The sequence below is a fragment of the Sphaerisporangium sp. NPDC051017 genome (assembly GCF_040683095.1).
Lineage (GTDB): Bacteria > Actinomycetota > Actinomycetes > Streptosporangiales > Streptosporangiaceae > Sphaerisporangium.
Genome location: NZ_JBFBCI010000004.1, coordinates 225423 through 244510, shown reverse-complemented (window position 1 = coordinate 244510; position 19088 = coordinate 225423). Strand labels below are relative to the sequence as shown.

Annotated in this window: 15 protein-coding genes; 7 read left to right on the top strand and 8 right to left on the bottom strand. The window is 71.3% G+C overall.

The features are described from left to right. The first annotated feature begins 259 nt into the window (after positions 1-259). From AB0M95_RS06410 to treZ, 4 genes are all read left to right on the top strand, one after another. Complete coding sequence (locus AB0M95_RS06410) at positions 260-1060, top strand: hypothetical protein (protein ID WP_363760320.1); 801 nt, start codon at positions 260-262, stop codon at positions 1058-1060. 234 nt (positions 1061-1294) lie between these two features. Then, positions 1295-3400, top strand: coding sequence for a glycogen debranching protein GlgX (gene glgX / locus AB0M95_RS06405; RefSeq protein ID WP_363760317.1), 2106 nt, complete (start codon positions 1295-1297; stop codon positions 3398-3400). Positions 3401-3457: 57 nt separating this feature from the next. Beyond that, the gene (gene treY, locus AB0M95_RS06400) at positions 3458-5734 is read left to right on the top strand and encodes a malto-oligosyltrehalose synthase (RefSeq protein ID WP_363760314.1); all 2277 of its coding nucleotides are present in this window, start codon (positions 3458-3460) and stop codon (positions 5732-5734) included. Positions 5735-5798: 64 nt separating this feature from the next. After that, positions 5799-7523, top strand: coding sequence for a malto-oligosyltrehalose trehalohydrolase (treZ, locus tag AB0M95_RS06395; protein WP_363760311.1), 1725 nt, complete (start codon positions 5799-5801; stop codon positions 7521-7523). Positions 7524-7642: 119 nt separating this feature from the next. Here treZ and AB0M95_RS06390 read toward each other — a convergent pair whose 3' ends face one another. Both AB0M95_RS06390 and AB0M95_RS06385 read right to left on the bottom strand, forming a co-directional pair. After that, positions 7643-8167 (bottom strand): sigma-70 family RNA polymerase sigma factor, encoded by a 525-nt coding sequence (locus AB0M95_RS06390; RefSeq protein WP_363760308.1) that lies wholly within the window; start codon positions 8165-8167, stop codon positions 7643-7645. A 206-nt stretch (positions 8168-8373) separates the two neighbouring features. Next, the gene (locus AB0M95_RS06385) at positions 8374-9351 is read right to left on the bottom strand and encodes a MerR family transcriptional regulator (RefSeq protein ID WP_363760305.1); all 978 of its coding nucleotides are present in this window, start codon (positions 9349-9351) and stop codon (positions 8374-8376) included. 151 nt (positions 9352-9502) lie between these two features. Here AB0M95_RS06385 and AB0M95_RS06380 point away from each other — a divergent pair, with 151 nt between their 5' ends. Beyond that, the gene (locus AB0M95_RS06380) at positions 9503-10801 is read left to right on the top strand and encodes a deoxyribodipyrimidine photo-lyase (protein WP_363760302.1); all 1299 of its coding nucleotides are present in this window, start codon (positions 9503-9505) and stop codon (positions 10799-10801) included. Then, positions 10802-11125, top strand: coding sequence for an MTH1187 family thiamine-binding protein (locus AB0M95_RS06375; RefSeq protein ID WP_363760299.1), 324 nt, complete (start codon positions 10802-10804; stop codon positions 11123-11125). Between the two features lie 87 nt (positions 11126-11212). Here AB0M95_RS06375 and AB0M95_RS06370 read toward each other — a convergent pair whose 3' ends face one another. Further along, positions 11213-11977, bottom strand: a complete 765-nt coding sequence (locus AB0M95_RS06370) for an SAM-dependent methyltransferase (RefSeq protein ID WP_363760296.1) — start codon at positions 11975-11977, stop codon at positions 11213-11215. 226 nt (positions 11978-12203) lie between these two features. Between AB0M95_RS06370 and pgm the strand changes: the two genes are divergently transcribed. Beyond that, entirely contained in the window at positions 12204-13853 is a 1650-nt protein-coding gene (pgm, locus tag AB0M95_RS06365; RefSeq protein ID WP_363760293.1) for a phosphoglucomutase (alpha-D-glucose-1,6-bisphosphate-dependent), read from the top strand. Between the two features lie 136 nt (positions 13854-13989). Here pgm and AB0M95_RS06360 read toward each other — a convergent pair whose 3' ends face one another. The 5 genes from AB0M95_RS06360 to AB0M95_RS06340 all read right to left on the bottom strand — a co-directional run bounded on the left by AB0M95_RS06360 (position 13990) and on the right by AB0M95_RS06340 (position 19034). Next, positions 13990-14667, bottom strand: a complete 678-nt coding sequence (locus AB0M95_RS06360; protein ID WP_363760290.1) for a uracil-DNA glycosylase — start codon at positions 14665-14667, stop codon at positions 13990-13992. A 41-nt stretch (positions 14668-14708) separates the two neighbouring features. After that, entirely contained in the window at positions 14709-15209 is a 501-nt protein-coding gene (locus tag AB0M95_RS06355) for a hypothetical protein (RefSeq protein WP_363760287.1), read from the bottom strand. A gap of 95 nt (positions 15210-15304) precedes the next feature. Further along, positions 15305-16201: a carbohydrate ABC transporter permease gene (locus tag AB0M95_RS06350; RefSeq protein WP_363760284.1), complete on the bottom strand. Its 897-nt coding sequence runs from the start codon at positions 16199-16201 to the stop codon at positions 15305-15307. Next, positions 16198-17691, bottom strand: coding sequence for a sugar ABC transporter permease (locus AB0M95_RS06345; protein WP_363760281.1), 1494 nt, complete (start codon positions 17689-17691; stop codon positions 16198-16200). Before AB0M95_RS06345 ends, AB0M95_RS06350 begins: the two co-directional genes overlap by 4 nt. Positions 17692-17702: 11 nt before the next feature. Beyond that, the gene (locus AB0M95_RS06340) at positions 17703-19034 is read right to left on the bottom strand and encodes an ABC transporter substrate-binding protein (RefSeq protein ID WP_363760279.1); all 1332 of its coding nucleotides are present in this window, start codon (positions 19032-19034) and stop codon (positions 17703-17705) included. Positions 19035-19088: the final 54 nt, after the last annotated feature.

Below are 19088 nucleotides of genomic sequence, written 5' to 3'. Positions count from 1 at the left end.
ACACGCACCAACGGACCGGACCCGGCTGCCCCGCGCAGCCCACCGGCACCAGGACGTGACGACGATCAGCCCACCCACCACCGGCCACCGGCCACGCGGAGCGGCACTGGGCGCGGGATTCCACCTGCACGCCCATGCCACCCCACCATGGTGGGAAACGATCCCAGACACCACGTCTGATACAGGATCGCTTAGCTGATCAGAGACGCTCATCGACGCCATCTAGGAAGACGGCCCGCCGCCGGGCGCGCTCAACACCGTGCAGGCGTACGTCTCCAAGCTGCGCCGCGTCTTCGAGCCCGGACGGCCGAGGGCCGCCGTGCCCTCGACCATCCTGGTGAGCAGGCCCGGCGGCTACGCCCTGGAGATCCCGGCGCACACCGTGGACCTCGGCCGGGCCCGGTCGCGCGCCGCCGAGGGCGCCCGGCTGCTCGCGTGCGGCGACCTGCCCGCCGCCGGGCGTGAACTGCGCCAGGCCCTCGCCGAGTGGCGCGGCGACGCACGCCATGAGCCAGTACGCCTACGGGGACGCGGCCGAGCACCTGGACCACGCCGTCCGATTGACCGCCCGGCTCCCGGCGAAGGACCCGCGGCTGCGGTGCGACGTGCTGCTCGAGCTGGCGGAGGCGCAGGCCGTGGCGGGCCTGAGTATGGCCGCGCGCGCCACCCTGGACGAGGCCGCCGAGATCGCCGAGCGGCTCGGCGACGCCGACAGGCTCGCCCGGGCGGCCCTGGGCCTGTCCGACCTGTTCTACCGGTTTTCGTCCTCGACGCGCTCAGCGAGCTCTGCCTGGCCACCGGGGACGCCGCCGCCTCCCGCGCGCTGCGCGACCGCCTGGAGGGCAGGACGGGCGTCATCGGCTGGTCGCTGGTCGAGCTGTGCCAGGGACGGCTGGCCCTCGCGCTCGGCGACCACGCCGCGGCCGGGCGGTACCTGCGCGCGGCGCTGGACTTCGCGCGCCGGACGGGCGCGACGGTCTACGAGGCGCCGGCGCGCGCCCTGCTCGCCGCCGGCGCCTCCCTGGAAGGCACACGGAGCGGGGGCGATCGCCCTATGTGACCATTCTGTTACCGTCCGGGTGTCCGGCGAGGCCGGAAAGGGTCCGTCGAAGTAGCCTGGCATGGGCGGCCCGGTCACGGGAACGGGCCGCCGACGCCGCCGAGGGGCCCGGTCGCGGAAGGGTGCTCGCGCGGAAGTGCACAACGTCGGTCTCAGACAAGTGATCCACGCACACGGCTGCGCGGGCACGCATGGTCGGGGAACATGGGGGCAAATCCCTATCCGGGTGGTGACATGATCGAAACTTGGCCCGGCGACCCCTATCCGCTCGGGGCTACATACGACGGCGCGGGAACGAACTTCGCGCTGTACACCGAAGTGGGCGAGCGCGTGGAGCTCTGCGTGTTCGACGACAACGGCAAGGAGGAAAGGGTTGAGCTCGCCGAGACCGAGGCGTTCGTCTGGCACGGGTACCTTCCCGGCATAGGCCCCGGCCAGCGGTACGGCTACCGCGTCCACGGCCCGTACGACCCGGCGCGGGGGCATCGCTGTAACCCCGGCAAGCTGCTGCTGGATCCGTACGCCAAGGCCATCGAGGGCGGCGTGAAGTGGGACCAGGCCGTGTACGGCTACCACTTCGGCGACCCCGGCAGCCGTGAGGACACCGACTCGGCGCCGTACGTCCCGAAGGCCGTCGTGGTCAACCCGTTCTTCGGCTGGGGGCACGACCGGCCGCCCGCGACGCCGTACCACGACACCGTCATCTACGAGGCGCACGTCCGCGGGCTGACCATCCAGCATCCCCGCATCCCCGACCGCATCCGCGGCACGTACGCCGCGCTCGGGCACCCCGAGATCATCGACCATCTGACCGGGCTCGGGGTCACGGCGATCGAACTGATGCCGGTGCACCAGTTCGTCACGGACGACACGCTCCAGCAGCGCGGCCTCAGCAACTACTGGGGCTACAACACCATCGGCTTCTTCGCGCCGCACAACGCCTACTCCAGTTCCGGCGAGCTCGGCGGGCAGGTGCTGGAGTTCAAGGCGATGGTGAAGGCGCTGCACGAGGCGAACATCGAGGTCATTCTCGACGTCGTCTACAACCACACGGCCGAGGGCAACCACCTCGGCCCGACGCTGAGCATGCGCGGCATCGACAACGCGGCGTACTACCGGCTCGTGGACGACGACCAGCGCTACTACATGGACACGACCGGCACCGGCAACAGCCTGCTGATGCGCTCGCCGCACACGCTTCAGCTCATCATGGACTCGCTGCGCTACTGGGTCATCGAGATGCACGTCGACGGCTTCCGGTTCGACCTCGCGGCCACGCTGGCCCGCGAGCTGCACGAGGTCGACCGCCTGTCGGCGTTCTTCGACCTCGTCCAGCAGGACCCCGTGCTCAGCCAGGTCAAGCTCATCGCCGAGCCCTGGGACGTCGGCCCCGGCGGCTACCAGGTCGGCAACTTCCCGCCGCGCTGGACCGAGTGGAACGGCCGCTACCGAGACACGATCCGCGACCTGTGGCGCGGCGAGCCGGCCGCCCTGCCGGAGTTCGCCTCGCGGCTCACCGGCTCCAGCGACCTGTACCAGGACGACAGCCGTCGTCCCGCCGCGTCCATCAACTTCGTGACCTGCCACGACGGTTTCACACTCCGCGACCTGGTCTCGTACGACAACAAGCACAACGAGGCCAACGGCGAGGGCAACCGCGACGGCACGGACGACAACCGGTCCTGGAACTGCGGCGAGGAGGGCCCGGCCGGCGTCGCGATCGAGGCGCTGCGCGAGCAGCAGAAGCGCAACTTCCTGGCCACGCTGTTCCTGTCGCAGGGCGTGCCGATGCTCTCGCACGGCGACGAGATCGGGCGCACCCAGGGCGGCAACAACAACGCCTACTGCCAGGACAACGCGATCAGCTGGGTCGACTGGTCGGACGTCCGCGAGAACTGGCTGCTGCTGGAGTTCACCCAGCGGCTCGCCCGGCTCCGGCGCGACCACCCGGTGTTCCGGCGCAGGCGGTTCTTCTTCGGGCGCGCGGTGCGCGGGTCCGGCGACGAGCTGACCGACATCGCCTGGCTCACCCCCGCGGGCATCGAGATGACCGACGCCGACTGGCACAACGGGTACGCCAAGTCGCTGGCCGTCTTCCTCAACGGCGAGGCCATCACCGAGCCCGACCGGCGGGGGCGCCGCATCGTCGACGACTCGTTCCTGCTGATGTTCAACGCCCACCACGAGACCATCAAGTTCGCGATCCCCAAGGACTTCGGCGAGGTGTGGATGCCAGAGATCGATACCACGGTGCCCATCTCCGTCGATTCCCGGCTGTACCGCGCGGGGGACGAGGTGCCGGTGGCGGGCCGTTCGGTCCGCGTGCTGCGCCGCGCCTGACGCGCCTGACCCGCGATCCCAAGGGCCCCCGCCCGCCCGAGACCCGGAAGGAATGACGTGACCGAATCCGTGAAGCCCCCCCAGCACGCAGGACCGGCCAAGGGGGCGCCCACGGCGACGTACCGGCTGCAGCTCACCCCGGCGTTCGGGTTCGCGGAGGCCGCCGAGCTCGCGGGGTACCTCGCCGAGCTCGGCGTGAGCCACCTGTACCTGTCGCCGATCCTTCAGGCGGTGCCGTCGTCGCAGCACGGGTACGACGTCACCGACCACTCGCGCGTCCGGGAGGAGTTCGGGGGCCTGGCGGGGCTGCGCGCGCTCGCCGCCCGTGGCCTGCCGATCGTGGCCGACATCGTGCCGAACCACATGACCATCCCGGTCCCGGAGTCGGGCAACGCCCAGTTGTGGGACGTGCTCCGCAACGGGCCGGAGGCGGCCTCGGCCCGGTGGTTCGACATCGACTGGGCGGGCGGCAAGATGGCGATGCCCGTCCTCGCGTCCGGCGCCGACGCCGAGACCGGCCCCGAGTCCGGCCCCGAGTCCGGCATCGTCGCGGACGGTGACGTCCTGCGCTACCACGACCACGCGTTCCCGCTGCGCCCCGGCGGGGACGGGCGGCTCGCCGACCAGTACTACCGGCTGGCGTCCTGGCGCGACGCCCCCGGGTACCGCCGGTTCTTCGACGTGTGCTCGCTCATCGGCCTGCGCGTCGAGGACCCGCAGGTGTTCGAGGCCACGCACGAGGTCATCCTGGGGCTGGTGGCCGAGGGCCTGGTCACCGGCCTGCGGGTCGACCACCCCGACGGCCTGGCCGACCCGCGCGGCTACCTCGCGCGCCTGCGCGAGCGCGCCCCGGTGTGGACGGCCGCCGAGAAGATCCTCATCGAGGACGAACGGCTGCCGGACGACTGGGCGTGCGACGGCACCACCGGCTACGACGCGCTGAACATGGTGACGCGGCTGTTCGTGGACCCGGCGGGGGAGGGGCCGCTGCTGGACCTCTTCGTCCGGCACACCGGCTTCCCCGCCGACTACGAGACCGTCCGGTACGACGCCAAGAAGCAGGTGCTGGCCGAGTTCTTCACCGGCGAGGTCGACCGCCTGACGCGGGACGTGCCCGAGCTGCGCGAGGCGATGGTCGAGCTGCTCGCGGCCATGCCGGTGTACCGCGCGTACGTCGTGCCCGGGGAGGAGCCCCCGGAGGAGACGCTGCGGCTGATCCGCTCGGCCGCCGAGGCCGCCTCGCTGCGCGCCGAGCCGGAGGCCGTCGCCAAGGCCGCCGACCTGGTGCTGTACGGCCCGGCCGAGACGGTCACCCGCTTCCAGCAGACCTGCGGGCCGGTCATGGCCAAGGGCGTCGAGGACACCGCCCTGTACCGCTGGTACCCGCTGGCCTGCCTCAATGAGGTCGGCGGCGAGCCCGACCGGTTCGGCGTGAGCCCCGAGCGGTTCCACCGCTACTGCGCCGAGATGGCGCCGTACACGATGACCACGCTCTCGACGCACGACACCAAGCGGTCGGAGGACGTGCGGGCGCGCCTGGCCGTCCTGTCCGAGCTGCCCGCCGAGTGGGCCGGCGCGGTCGCCGAGTGGTCGTCCCAGGTGGCGTTCGACCCCAAGCTGGACTACCTCGCCTGGCAGAACCTCATGGCCGCCTGGCCGATCACGCCGGAGCGCTTCGCCGACTACCTGGCCAAGGCCGCGCGCGAGGCCAAGACCTCGATCTCGTGGATGAACCCCGACCCGGCCTACGAGCAGGGCGTCCGCGACTTCGCGGCCCGGGCGATCGAGGTGTGCGGGCCCTCGGTGGCGGCGTTCACCGAGCGTGTCGACCGGTACGCGCGGTCCAACTCCCTCGGCCAGAAGCTCGTGCAGCTCATGATGCCGGGCGTTCCCGACGTCTACCAGGGCTGCGAGACCACCGACTTCTCGCTGGTCGACCCGGACAACCGTCGCCCGGTCGACTTCGCCTACCGGCGCTCGCTGCTCGCCTCCCCGGGCGGCGACAGCTGGGACGCCGCCAAGCTGCTGGTCACCCGATCGGCGCTGCGGCTGCGCGCCACGCTCGCCCCCGGCCTGCCGTACGTCCCGGTGGACACCGGCGAGGACGGGCTCGGCGCGGACCACGCCGTCGCCTTCGCTCGCGGGGACCGCGCGGTGGTGGTGGCCACCCGCCTGCCCGCGGGGCTGGAGCGGTGCGGCGGCTGGGACTGCGAGCCGATCGGCCTGCCGCAGGGGCGCTGGCGCGACGTCCTCACCGGCGTCCCGCACACCGGCCGCGTCCCGTACGCTCACCTGCTGGCGCGTTACCCTGTGGCGCTGCTGGAAAGAGAGTAGTTCGCGCGCTTTTTCTGTGTTGTCCCTGTGACCCCCTATGACGCCCTTCGACGGCGGGAGGAACATGTTCGAGGTCTGGGCACCGACGGCCGGCCGTGTCGAGGTCGAGATCGACAAGGCCGAGCGGCACGAGATGGTCCGCGGCCCTGGGGGCTGGTGGACGGCGGAGGTGCCCGGCGCCGCGCACGGCACCGACTACGCGTTCAGCGTCGACGGCGGCGAGGTGTTCCCCGACCCGAGGACGCGTTGGCAGCCGTACGGCGTGTTCGGCCCGAGCCGCGTCTACGACCACGGCCGGTACGCCTGGAACGACCAGGGCTGGCGCGGGCGCACCCTGCCCGGCTCGGTGATCTACGAGCTGCACGTCGGCACGTTCACCCCGGAGGGCACGTTCGACGCGGCCGCGGGCAAGCTGGAGCACCTGGTGCAGCTCGGCGTCGGCTACGTCGAGCTGATGCCGGTCCCGCCCGTCCCCGGCCGCCACAACTGGGGGTACGACGGCGTCGACCTGTACGCGGTGCACGAGGAGTACGGCGGCCCCGACGGGCTCAAGCGGTTCGTGGACGCCAGCCACCGCGCGGGCATCGGCGTGCTGCTGGACGTCGTCTACAACCACCTCGGCCCCTCGGGGAACTTCCTCGCCCAGTTCGGGCCCTACTTCCACGATTCGGCCTCGTCCTTCTGGGGGCAGGCGATCAACCTCGACGGCAAGGAGTCGGACGAGGTGCGCCGCTACTTCGTCGGCAACGCCGTGCAGTGGCTGCGCGACTTCCACATCGACGGCCTGCGGCTGGACGCCGTGCACGCCTTCCACGACAAGCGGGCCGTCCACTTCCTGGAGGAGCTCGCCACCGAGGTCGACGCGCTGTCGGCCACGCTCGGACGTCCGCTCACGCTGATCGCGGAGGCCGACCTGAACGACCCCCGGCTGGTCACCCCGCGCGAGGCCGGCGGCTACGGCCTGGCCGCCGCCTGGGACGACGACGTACACCACGCCCTGCACTCGGCGGTCAGCGGCGAGCGCCACGGCTACTACGGCGACTTCGGGTCGATGGGCGCCCTGGCCAAGGTCCTCACCAGCGCGTACTTCCACGACGGCACCTTCTCGACGTTCCGGGGCCGCACGCACGGGCGGCCGGTGGACCGGCCGCGCGTCCCTGGCCACCGCTTCGTCTGTTTCGTCCAGAACCACGACCAGATCGGCAACCGGGCGGCGGGCGACCGGCTGCCGGCCGAGGCGCTGAGGCTCGGCGCGGGCCTGCTGCTGACCTCGCCGTTCACGCCGATGCTGTTCATGGGGGAGGAATGGGCGGCGAGCACGCCGTTCCTGTTCTTCACCGACCACGTCGAGCCGCACCTGGCGCAGGGCGAGAGCGAGCGGCGGGAGCGGGAGTTCGTCGGCTTCGGCTACGACGACTGGGCGGGCACCGCGCCCGATCCGCAGGACGAGGCCACCTTCCACCGCTCGAAGCTCGACTGGACCGAGCCCGCCGCGCCGGGCCACCGCGAGGTGCTGGACTGGTACCGCGCGCTGATCAGGCTGCGCCGGGACCACCCCGACCTCGCCGACCCCCGGCTGGACCGGGTCTCGGCCGAGTTCAGCGAGGACGACCGCTGGGTCGTCGTCACCCGGGGCTCCCTGCGCGTGGCCGCCAACCTCGGCGGCGCGCCCGTCACGCTGCCGATCGCCGTGGCCGAGGTGCTGCTCGCCTCGGATGAGAAGGTCACCGCGCACGACGCCTCGCTGACGCTGCCGCCGCGCTCCCTGGCGGTCGTCCGCCCGGTCTGACCTCAGGCGTCCGTCCGACCTCAGGGCGTCCGTCTGACGGCGGGCCTCCGGAAGGCGTCCGTGTGGTGGAGGGCCTCCCGAGCGGTCTGACGTCGGGCCTGCTGGAGATGGGCGCTCGCTCAGGCGGCGAGCGCCGACAGCACCGTGGACAGGCGGTGGAGGCCGCGCGCCGTGCGCGCCTTCACCGTGCCCAGGGGGATGTCCAGCCGCTCGGCGATCTCCCGCTGCGTGAGATCGCCGTAGTACGCCAGCTCGATGGCCTCGCGCTGCGGCCCGGGCAGCACCGCGAGCGCCCGCTGGACCTGGTCGCGTCGTCCGAGCGCGTCCGCCGTGTCGCGGCCGTCGCCGCCGACGGCCTCGCCCACGCTGTCCAGGGGGACGGTCGTGAGCGTGCGTACCCGCAGGTGGTCGATGGCGCGCTTGCGCGTGATGCCGAGAATCCACGCTTCCAGGCTGCGCTCCGGGTCGTAGCGGTGCCGCGAGCGCCACACCTCCGAGAAGACCACCTGCCGCAGATCCTCCACGTCCTGCGCGGGCACGAGCCTGCGCAGGTAGCCGGTGACCAGCGAGGAGCGGGATCTGAAGCACTCCTCGAGGGCGTCGTCGTCACCGCTCGCCAGCCGCGAGCCGAGCGTGCGGGCCATGGGACCCTCCTCCGGGGGCGAGAAAACTTATTCAAAACCTATTCATAGACCGGCGTGCGTACACAACACAAGCCGAAGTGGCCAAACCGGAGTCAAGACTTCACCAAGAGTCACCACGACGAGCACCCACGCCGTCCCCGTCGGAAGGGAAGCCGCCGCAAGTCAGCCGGAGGTAGGCCGTCGGCGGTCTGCCGAGGCCGGTCGGATCAGCCGAGGGACGCGCGGACCTCGGTCACGGCGGCGTGCAGGGACGACATGTGCGTGACGGAGGCGGGAAGCCGTTCGGCGTGCCAGCCGGGGCCGCCCACGAGGGTCCGGCTCGCCGGGCGGAGGACGGGGAGCGCGGCCAGCGGCGCGGGGTCGCCCGTTTCCGAGATCTGCGACCAGACGAACACCGCGACGGGGCCGAGGCGGCGCATGGCGTCGGCCAGGGCGGCGTACGGCGTGCGGGGGCCGAGGACCCGGGTCTCCAGGCCCAGCGTCGTGGTCAGCGTGGCGGCCAGCGCGTACACCGGCAGGCTGTGCTGCTCGTCCTGCGCGCAGGCCAGCAGGACGATGCGGGGATGCCCCGGACGCGGAGGCCTTCCGACGCGCCGGCTCAGCGCGCTCAGCAGCCGCTCGGAGAACAGATGCTCGATCTCGACGCCTCCACCCGTGGCCTCCTGCCGCCGGATGATCGCGCCGAAGACCGGCAGCGCCAGCCGCTCCCACATCCAGGCCGCGCCGTGCGCGCCGATCGCCGCCTCCAGGCCCTCGGCCACCGCGTCGGCGTCGAGGTGGAACGCCGCCCGGGTCAGCACCGCCGCGCTCGGCACCATGGCGGCACCAGGCATGACCCAGGCACCCGGCACGGCCGTCGCGCCCGGGCCTGCCCCGGTGTCCGGCGTGGCGGGGGTCTCCTGCTCGCGGGCCGGAGGGGGTTCCAGCAGCGTCGCCCGCACGCTCAGGGCCGCGTGGGCGGCCTCGGCCGGCGGCAGGCCCACCTTGATCAGCCGGGTCATCTCCTCGAGCCGCAGCAGGTCGACCGCGTCGTAGCGCCGGTGACCGCCCGCGCTGCGCCGGCTCGGCCCGATGCCGTAGCGCAGGTTCCAGGTGCGCAAGGTGGGCGCGGGCACGCCGAGGCGCCGGGCCACGGCTCCGATGCCGTAGCTCGGCCCGTCCTCCTGCGGCTCGTCGTTCACCACACGCGCACTCCGACCTCGCCCGCCCGATCGCGGATCTTCGCCTTACAAGCCTGCCAGGTGGCGGCCACCGGCCGGACCTTCATCGGATACTTCGGGGAATCGACCCCGGCCGGACGCAACCGCCCAGGGGTGACCGCACGAATACATCATCATGGACAGTCTGGAGACGGTGATCGTCCTGTTCAACCGGGACCTGCGGACCTGCGACCACCCGGCCCTCGCCGAGGCGTGCGGGCGTGCGCGCCATGTCGTGCCCCTGTTCGTGGTCGATCCGGCGATCCGGGCACGCCACCGCCAGGGCTTCCTGACCGAGGCGCTGAGCGGCCTGCGGTCCTCTCTGCGAGACCTCGGAGGCGACCTCGTCCTGCGACGGGGCGATCCGGTGGCCGAGGCCGTCCAGTTGGCCGGCGATGTGGGTGCGCCGGCCATCTGGACCTCGGCCGACGTCAGCGCCTACGCGCGGCGGCGCCAGGAACGGCTGTCCCGCGCGTGCGCCGAGCGGCGGCTCCAGTTCCGGCTCTTTCCCGGCGTCACCATCGTGCCTCCCGACCGGCTGAGGCCCGCCGGAGGCGACCACTACCGGGTGTTCACGCCGTACTGGCGGGCCTGGTCGAAGACGGCCCACCGGCCCGTGATCGGCCCGCCGCGGGTGGTGACGCTGCCGCCCGGCGTCGAGCCCGGCGAGCTCCCGGCCCGGCCGCGCACCCCGTACGGGTACCTGTGCGGCGGCGAGACCCTGGCACGCCGGCACCTGGACCTGTGGCTGGAGCTCTGCCTGGCCGACTACGCCGACGGGCGCGACCAGCCGGCCGAGGACCAGACCTCGATGCTGAGCCCCTACCTGCGGTTCGGCTGCGTGTCGCCCGCCGAGGTCGCCGCGCGGGCGGCCGGCTACCCCGGGGCGGAGGAGTTCGTGCGGCAGCTCTGCTGGCGCGACTTCTTCTACCAGGTCGCCCTCGCCTTCCCCGACCTGCCGCGCCGCGACTACCGGCCGCGCGAGGTCGACTGGAACGAGGACGCGCACGCCGCCGACGCGTGGCGCGCGGGCATGACCGGGGTGCCCATCGTGGACGCAGGGATGCGCCAGCTCCAGGCCGAGGGCTGGATGCACAACCGCGCCCGGATGATCGTCGGCTTCTACCTCACCAGGCGGCTGAAGATCCACTGGCGGGTGGGCGGCGAGCACTTCGCCGAGTTGCTGCTGGACGCGGACATCCCCAGCAACTGGGGCAACTGGCAGTGGGTCGCGGGCACGGGCAACGACACCCGGCCGAACCGCGTGCTCGACCCCCTGCGCCAGGCGATGAGGTTCGACCCGGACGGCGCGTACGTGCGACGGTACGTCCCCGAACTGGCATCCCTGCCCGCTTCGCTGATCCACGAGCCCTGGAAGGCCGCTCCGCGGGTCCCCGGGTACCCGGCGCCGCTGACGACCCACGACAATGGATAGATGATCATCGCATTCTCCGTGACCCCGCTCGGCGTCGGCGAGGGCGTGGCCGAGCCCGTCGCCCGCGCCGTGCGCGTGGTCCGCGACAGCGGCCTGCCGAACCGCACCGACGCCATGTTCACCACCGTCGAGGGCGAGTGGGACGAGGTGATGGACGTGGTGAAGCGCGCCGTCGAGGCCGTCGCCGAGGTCGCCCCCCGCGTGAGCCTCGTCCTCAAGGCCGACATCCGCCAGGGCGTCACCGACGCGATGACCTCCAAGGTCGAGGCCCTGGAACACCACCTCGCCGACACCGGCGACGGTGCGACGGCGGTGTCGGAGTAAATCCGTTCATCCACCGGACGTCAGGATCGCCCCCCGCGTCGGCTCTCACCAGCGACCGGTCCGTTCTCGTGGTGGAGGGAGGGCCGGTCAGTGTTTGAGGGCGACGGCGGCCCAGCCGATGTGGACGAAGCGGCAGGCGATGTGGGACGGGATGAAGCGGTCGAGGTCGACGCGCTCGAAGTCGCCGATGAAGCGGTCGATCTCCTCGGGGCCGCGCGGGAACATGGGGACGCCGCCCTGGGCCCAGATGTCCTGGAGCCGTTCGGTGTCGTCGGCGTGTTCCCGGGTCTTGCTGAGGTGGCTGATCACGAGGTAGCTGCCGGGCGCGAGAAGGTCCCGCAGCATGGCCACGTGCTCGTACGGGTCCTCGACGAGCTGCAGCGTCGCGACCATGAGCAGCCCGACCGGCCGGTTCCAGTCGACCAGCCTGGTCTGGGAGACCTTGTCGCGGATGTCCTCGGGCTTGCGGATGTCCCCGTCGATCATGGCGACGGTGGGGGTGTTGGCGAGCAGCGCGCGGCCGTGCACGCACACGAGCGGGTCGTTGTCGACGTACACCGTCCGCGTGCCGGGTGCGGCGGCGCGGGCGACCTCGTGCACGTTATCCAGGGTAGGCAGCCCGGCTCCGATGTCCACGAACTGGCGGATTCCGTACTCCGCCAGGCGCCGGACGGCGTTGCCGAGGAACTCGCGGTTGCGCTGGACGGCCTCGCGGGTCTCGGGGAACACGCGGAAGATCTGCTCGGCCGCCTCGCGGTCCGCGGCGAAGTTGTCCTTGCCGCCGAGCATGTAGTCGTAGACACGGGCCGAGTTCGGCGTTCGGACGTCGAAGGCGTCCAGGGCGGTCGTCACGCGCATCTCCTCCTCGCCTTTGCGCTGATCGTACCGGAAGGAATCCTTACGAATTAGGACGACCGGCAAACGGATCAATCCGAATTGTCGGCGTGCGTTAGGTGCGGCTTCGGGGTGGCCTCGGCGCCTGAGTACCATCTGGCCTGCGGTCCGATATCCGTATTAACCGGACCGGCCGAGGGTATGCCATCGCAGCGGAAAACGAGCGCGGGACGAGGGAGTTCTCATGGTGCACGAGCGCGCCGGCAAATCGGCGCAGGCGTCTGACCTGGTCGATGTGCCCCGTCTCGTGACGGCTTACTACGCCCTGCACCCCGATCCCGGCCGGCAGGAGGAGCGGGTGACCTTCGGCACCTCCGGCCACCGCGGGTCCTCGCTCAGGACGGCGTTCAACGAGGACCACATCGCGGCCACCAGCCAGGCCATCTGCGAGTACCGCGCGCGGCAGGGCGTGGACGGGCCGCTGTTCCTCGGCATCGACACCCACGCGCTGTCCGAGCCCGCCCGGGCGACCGCGCTGGAGGTCTTCGCCGCGAACGGCGTCACCGTGCTGATCGACTCGCGGGACGGCTACACCCCCACGCCCGCGGTGTCCCACGCGATCCTCACCTACAACCGGGGGCGCTCCTCGGGTCTGGCCGACGGCGTGGTCGTGACGCCGTCGCACAACCCGCCGGCCGACGGCGGCTACAAGTACAACCCGCCGAACGGCGGCCCCGCCGACACCGACGCCACCTCCTGGATCCAGGACCGCGCGAACACGCTGATCGCCGGGGGCCTGAAGGAGGTCCGGCGCGTTCCGTACGCGCGGGCGCTGACCGCCGAGACCACCGGGCGGTACGACTTCCTCGGCTCCTACGTCGACGACCTGCCCGCGGTGATCGACGTGGACGCCATCCGCGGCGCGTCCGTGCGCATCGGCGCCGACCCGCTGGGCGGGGCCAGCGTCGCCTACTGGGGCGAGATCGCCGAGCGGCACCGGCTCGACCTCACCGTCGTGAACCCCGAGGTCGACCCCACCTGGCGGTTCATGACGCTCGACTGGGACGGCAAGATCCGCATGGACTGCTCGTCGCCGTACGCGATGGCGTCCCTCATCGCGAACCGGTCGGCCTACCAGATCTCGACGGGCAACGACGCCGACGCCGACCGCCACGGCATCGTCACCCCGGACGGCGGGTTGATGAACCCCAACCACTACCTCGCCGTCGCCATCTCCTACCTCTGGAGCCACCGGTCCGGCTGGCCGGGCGCCGCCCGCGTCGGCAAGACCATGGTCAGCAGCAGCATGATCGACCGCGTGGTCGCCGACCTCGGCCGCGAGCTGTACGAGGTGCCGGTCGGGTTCAAGTGGTTCGTCGGCGGCCTGCTCGACGGCAGCCTCGGCTTCGGCGGCGAGGAGAGCGCCGGCGCGTCCTTCCTGCGGCGGGACGGCTCGATCTGGACCACCGACAAGGACGGCATCATCCTCGCCCTGCTGGCCTCGGAGATCGTCGCGGTGACCGGCAGGTCGCCCAGCGAGCACTACGCCGGGCTCGTCTCCCGGTTCGGCGACCCCGCGTACGCCCGCGTCGACGCGCCCGCGACCCGGGAGCAGAAGGCGGCGCTGGCGCGGCTGTCCGCCGAGGACGTGCCGGCCGGGTCGCTGGCCGGGGAGCCCATCACGAACGTGCAGACCACCGCGCCCGGCAACGGCGCCCCGCTCGGCGGGCTCAAGGTCTCGACCGAGAGCGCCTGGTTCGCCGCCCGCCCGTCCGGCACCGAGGACGTCTACAAGATCTACGCCGAGTCGTTCAAAGGACCGGACCACCTCGCCCAGGTCCAGGACGAGGCCCGCACACTGGTCGGCTCGGTGCTGGAGCGGGCCGGCGCGTAGCCTTCGATGCCCGCGAGGGCGGGTGGGTGACCCGCGCGTGGTGACGCGCCCGCCCGTTCTGGCGGGCGCGTCGGTGTGGCCGGTCTGGCGCGGTACGGGTCTCAGCGACCCGGGCGCGCGGCCGGGTTCGCTCGCGTCAGGGAAGCTTCCACTCGACCGGGGCCGCGCCCTGCTTCTGCAGCAGCTCGTTGGCCCGGCTGAACGGGCGGCTGCCGAAGAAGCCGCTGCGCGCCGACAGCGGGCTCGGGTGGGCCGACTCGACGGCGGGCACCTGGCCGAGCATCGGCTTGAGCGAGCGGGCGTCACGGCCCCACAAGATGGCGACCAGCGGGCCGCCCCGGGCGGCCAGCGCGTGGATCGCCTGCTCGGTGACCTCCTCCCACCCCTTGCCGCGGTGTGAGGCCGGCTTGCCCGGCGCGACGGTGAGCGCCCTGTTGAGCAGCAGCACGCCCTGTTCCGTCCATGGGGTCAGGTCGCCGTTGGAGGGCTGCGGGTAGCCGAGGTCGGCGGTGTACTCCTTGTAGATGTTCACCAGGCTGCCCGGCAGCGGACGGACGTCCGGCGCGACGGAGAAGCTCAGGCCGACGGCGTGACCGGGAGTGGGGTAGGGGTCCTGCCCGACGATGAGCACGCGCACCTGGTCGAACGGCTGCTGGAAAGCCCGCAGGACATTCGCGCCCGCGGGAAGATATTGCCTGCCCTCGGCGATCTCCTGCCTGAGGAAGTCGCCGAGCGCGGAGATGCGCTCGGCGACGGGCTCCAGGGCGGTTGCCCACCCGGATTCGACGACTTCGTGTAATGGACGTCCGGTCATGCCGGGATCCTAGCCGTGACGACCGACAACCGGACGCGAACTCAGTTGAGCTGGAAGTGCGCGAGCAGCAAATCCATCTTGCCGTCCACCCCGGCCACCTCGGCCTTGACCCCGGCGAGGTCGGTCTTGACTCCGGCCAGGTCGGTCTTGACTCCGGCCAGGTCGGCCTTGACCTCGTCGAGCTCGGTTTTGGTGACCATCGTGCTCTTGATCTCTCCGACCTCGGTTCGGAGATCCGTCACGTCGGCCCTGATCTCGTTCACATCGCTGCGGAGGTCGGCGAACTGCGACCGCAGGTCGGTGACACCTGCCTCGACGCCGATCATGCGCTTGCGGAGGTCGTGTACCTCGGTGATCAGGTCATCCTGCGCCGAACCGAAGTGTTCGAGCCGGTTGTAGATGCAGCGAATGAGATCGCTGTGCTCTGTGACGATCACCGAGTTTTGGTGCGTCTTCTGCGCCCACTTCGCCATGAGGGAGCGGAGGTCACTCAGCTCGTAAGCCGGGACGGTCACGGTGGGGGGAGGAAATTCATCGACCATGCGCGTAATCATACAGTCACAGGGAGTGGTCAATGCACTCCTCGGCGTGAATGCCGGGTGCCCGTCTGCCCCCGCGAGACGGGCACCCGTGCGGACTACTTGACCGAGCCCGCGAGCAGGCCCTGGACGAAGTAGCGCTGGAAGGAGAAGAAGAGCACCAGCGGGATGATCAGCGACAGGAAGGCTCCCGGCGCGAGGATGTCCACGTTGGTGCCGAACTGCCGCATCTGGGACTGCAACGCCTTGGTCATCGGCTGGGAGCCGGTGTCGGCGAACACCAGCGCGATGAGCAGGTCGTTCCACACCCACAGGAACTGGAAGATGCCGAGCGAGGCGACCGCGGGCTTGGCCAGGGGGAACACCACGGTGGCGAAGATCTTCCACTCCGCGGCGCCGTCCATGCGCGCGGCCTCCAGCAGCTCCTTGGGGATGCCGACGAAGAAGTTGCGCAACAGGAAGATGGCGAACGGCAGCCCGAAGGCCGTGTGGAACAACACCACCCCGGGGATCGAGCCGAAGATCCCGAACGCCCCGTACATCTTGGCGATCGGGATCAGCGCGATCTGGACGGGCACCACCAGCAGCGCGATGACCACCAGGAACAGCGTGTCGCGTCCGGGGAACTCGATCCAGGCGAAGGCGTACCCCGCCATGGCCGCGAAGCCGATGACCAGGATCGTCGAGGGCACCGTGATCGCCACGGTGTTCCAGAACGACGAGGTGAACCCGCTCGCCAGCAGGTTGCCGTAGTTCTCGAAGGTGAGCTGCGCGGGCTTGGTGAAGAACGTCCACCATCCGCTGGAGTTGTTGTCGGCGTCGTCGCGCAGCGAGACGACGAGCAGCCCGAGCGTGGGGACCAGCCAGAACAGGCCCAGCACGATCAGGACGACCTGGACCAGCCCGCCCCCGACCCGGTCGGCCACCCGTGACAGGACTCCGCGGCGGAGCGTGCCCGCGCCGGGGCTCGTGCGGGGCGCGGTGATCGTCGTCATGCCTGCTCCCTCCGGAACCGCCGGATGTTGATGGCCATGAACGGCAGCACGAGCACGAGCAGGAAGATCGCGAGCGCGCTGCCAAGCCCCTGGTTGCCGCCGCCGCCGAACGAGACGCGCCACATCTCCAGCGCGATCACGTTGGCCTGCGGCTGCACGGATCCGGGCGCGATGATGAAGACGAGGTCGAAGACCTTGAGCGTGTTGATGATCATCGTGACGAGGACGACCAGCAGCACCGGCGACAGCAGCGGGATCGTGATGCGGCGGAACACCTGCCACTCGGTCGCGCCGTCGATGCGCGCCGCCTCCAGGGCGTCGCGCGGGATCGCCGACAGCCCGGCCGCGATCAGCACCATCGCGAAGCCCGCCCACACCCAGATGAACGCGCCGATGATGGCCGGCGTGATCAGCGTGGGCCCGAGCCAGGTGGCGCCGGAGAACGGCTGGGCGAAGTTCTCCTGTGGCAGCCGCACCTGGTACGACCCGGCGGGCAGCCCGCTGAAGTGGAAGGTTCCGTCGGCCGCGGTCGTCGTGGTCGCCTTGACCGCGCCTCCGGCGACGGCCTCGACGGTGACGTCCGGCATGCCCTTCTCGGCGCCGTCGATCTTGTTGACGGTGCCGCCGCCGGGGGTGAAGTCGAGCCACACCGTGCCCGACAGCTCTCCGGGGGGCGCCTGCGCCTCCTTGGCCGCGGCGGCGCCCGAGGGCAGCGCCTCGGTCTTCAGGCCGACCAGCGGGATCAGCACCTGGCTCCCGGCCTGGGCGGCCTGCTTGGTGACGACCGCGCCCTTGTCCACGACGGCGGGCGCCTGGTCGTTCTCGCGGGGCCGCGCGCCCGGGTAGCCGCTGCTGGACGCGAACACGTCGTGCACCGAGGTGATGATGGCGTTGGCCACGCCGCGGTCCGGGTCCTGCTCGTAGACGAGCCGGAAGATGACGCCCGAGGCCAGCAGCGAGACGGCCATGGGCATGAAGACGACCAGCTTGAAGGCGGTCGCCCAGCGGACGCGCTCGGTGAGCACCGCGAACAGCAGGCCGAGCACGGTGACCAGGCTCGGCGCCACGACGACCCAGATGAGGTTGTTCCTGATCGTCGTGAGCGTGGCGGAGTCGCTGAAGATGGCCGCGTAGTTGTCGACGCCGACGAACGTGCCGCCGCCCGCGTCGTACAGGCTGCGGAGGAGCGAGTAGATGATCGGGTAGACCATCCACGCGCCGAGCAGGACGAACGCCGGGAGCAGGAAGAAGAGGGCCACCTTGGGGGAGGGGCCGAGGTCGCCCGACCCGGAGTACCCGGCCTTGCGAGCGGCCGGGCCGGTCGCGAGGGCGGGAAGCGCGGTGTCGCCGGTGGCGACGTCGCCCAGGGCCGGATGGGTCGCCGTGCCGGTCTGGGGGTTCTGGGGGGTCTCGTCTGGTCCGGGGGAGGCCCCGCGGGCGACGTCGCCGTCGCCGCGCGGGGTCTGCGGGCCGTCCAACCGTTCGGTCACGGCCGCCGTCCCTACTTCTTCCAGGCCTTCGCGGCGTCGGCCTCGAGCTTCTCCTGGATGCCCTTGACGTCCTGGGGGTTGCGCAGGAAGTCCTGGAGGTGCTTCCACTCGCCCTTGCCGTCGGTGCCGCCGAAGGCGCTCGGCGCCAGGTCCGACATGTCGTACCGGACGGCCTCACCCGCGGAGATGATCGTCTGCGCGAGCTGCTTGGTCAGGGCGTCCGGGTAGTTGTCGGGCGAGACGTTGCGGTTGGGGGAGAGGTAGCCGGGGCTCTTGGCCCAGACCGTGCCGCCCTCGGCGGAGGCCAGGTACTCCAGCAGCGCCATCGCGCCCTTGGAGTCCTTCATCGCGACCGCGACGTCGCCGCCGAGCACGACCGGCGGGGTGTCGCCGGCCGGGGGGAACGGCATGATCTTGGCGTCCTCGCCGACCTTGGCGCCGGACTGGACGGCCGAGACGGCGACGAAGTCGGCCTCGATCACCATGGCGGCCTTCTTCTCGCCGTACACCTGGGTGACGCACGTCGGGAAGTCGGTCTGCAGGGCGCCCGAGGAGCCGCCGACCATGAAGTCCTTCTTGGAGAAGATCTGGGCCAGCTTCTCCAGGGCCGTGGTCACCGACGGGTCGGTCCACGGGATCTCGTGCTTGGAGAGCTTGTCGTAGTTCTCCGGGCCCGCGCTCGACAGGTAGACGTTCTCGAACAGGTCCGTCAGCGTCCAACCGGAGGCGGCGCAGAGGGCGAACGGGGCCGTCCCGGAGTCGGCGAGCGACTGGGCCGTCTTGCCGATCAGGTCGTCCCACGTCGTCGCGGGCTGGGCGCCGGCGTCGTCGAACGCGGGCTGCCGGTACCAGATCAGCGACTTGTGCGCCGCCTTCACCAGCACGCCGTACACCTGGCCGCCCGCCGAGCCGAGCTCCTTCCAGTACGGGGTGTAGTTCTGGTCGATCTGCGCCTGGACCTCGGTGGACAGCGGCTTGAGCGCGTTCTGCTCCGCGTACTGCTGGACGAGGCCCGGCTGCGGCAGGATCGCGACGTCCGGCGGGTTGCCGCCCTGGATGCGCGGGCCGAGGTACGCGCCGGTGTCCTCGCCGGTCGAGGCGTAGGTGACCTTGGCACCGGTCTTCTCCTGGAAGGCGTCGAGCACCTTCTGGAAGTTCTTCTGCTCGTCGCCGGTCCACTTGGCGGCGACCTCGAGGGTGGTGCCCTCGAGCGGTTTCGCCGCCGGCGCGCTGCTGCCGCCGGCGGAGGCCGAGGGCGACGATCCGGTGTCGTTCGACTGGCCGCCACACGCGGCGGCCGCGAGCATCAGCCCGGCCACCACCGCAGTCGTCTTGACACGCATGGTGCTACCTCCTGGTGAAGCCCCCGAAATGTGCGAATGGAATATCGAGAAGGG

Bases quoted from the DNA above. Each gene is read 5' to 3' on its own strand.
- AB0M95_RS06340 (WP_363760279.1), bottom strand. From the start codon at position 19,034: ATGCGTGTCAAGACGACTGCGGTGGTGGCCGGGCTGATGCTCGCGGCC.
- glgX (WP_363760317.1), top strand. From the start codon at position 1,295: ATGATCGAAACTTGGCCCGGCGACCCCTATCCGCTCGGGGCTACATAC.
- AB0M95_RS06375 (WP_363760299.1), top strand. From the start codon at position 10,802: ATGATCATCGCATTCTCCGTGACCCCGCTCGGCGTCGGCGAGGGCGTG.
- AB0M95_RS06360 (WP_363760290.1), bottom strand. From the start codon at position 14,667: ATGACCGGACGTCCATTACACGAAGTCGTCGAATCCGGGTGGGCAACC.
- treZ (WP_363760311.1), top strand. From the start codon at position 5,799: ATGTTCGAGGTCTGGGCACCGACGGCCGGCCGTGTCGAGGTCGAGATC.
- AB0M95_RS06350 (WP_363760284.1), bottom strand. From the start codon at position 16,201: ATGACGACGATCACCGCGCCCCGCACGAGCCCCGGCGCGGGCACGCTC.
- pgm (WP_363760293.1), top strand. From the start codon at position 12,204: ATGGTGCACGAGCGCGCCGGCAAATCGGCGCAGGCGTCTGACCTGGTC.
- AB0M95_RS06380 (WP_363760302.1), top strand. From the start codon at position 9,503: ATGGACAGTCTGGAGACGGTGATCGTCCTGTTCAACCGGGACCTGCGG.
- AB0M95_RS06355 (WP_363760287.1), bottom strand. From the start codon at position 15,209: ATGGTCGATGAATTTCCTCCCCCCACCGTGACCGTCCCGGCTTACGAG.
- AB0M95_RS06390 (WP_363760308.1), bottom strand. From the start codon at position 8,167: ATGGCCCGCACGCTCGGCTCGCGGCTGGCGAGCGGTGACGACGACGCC.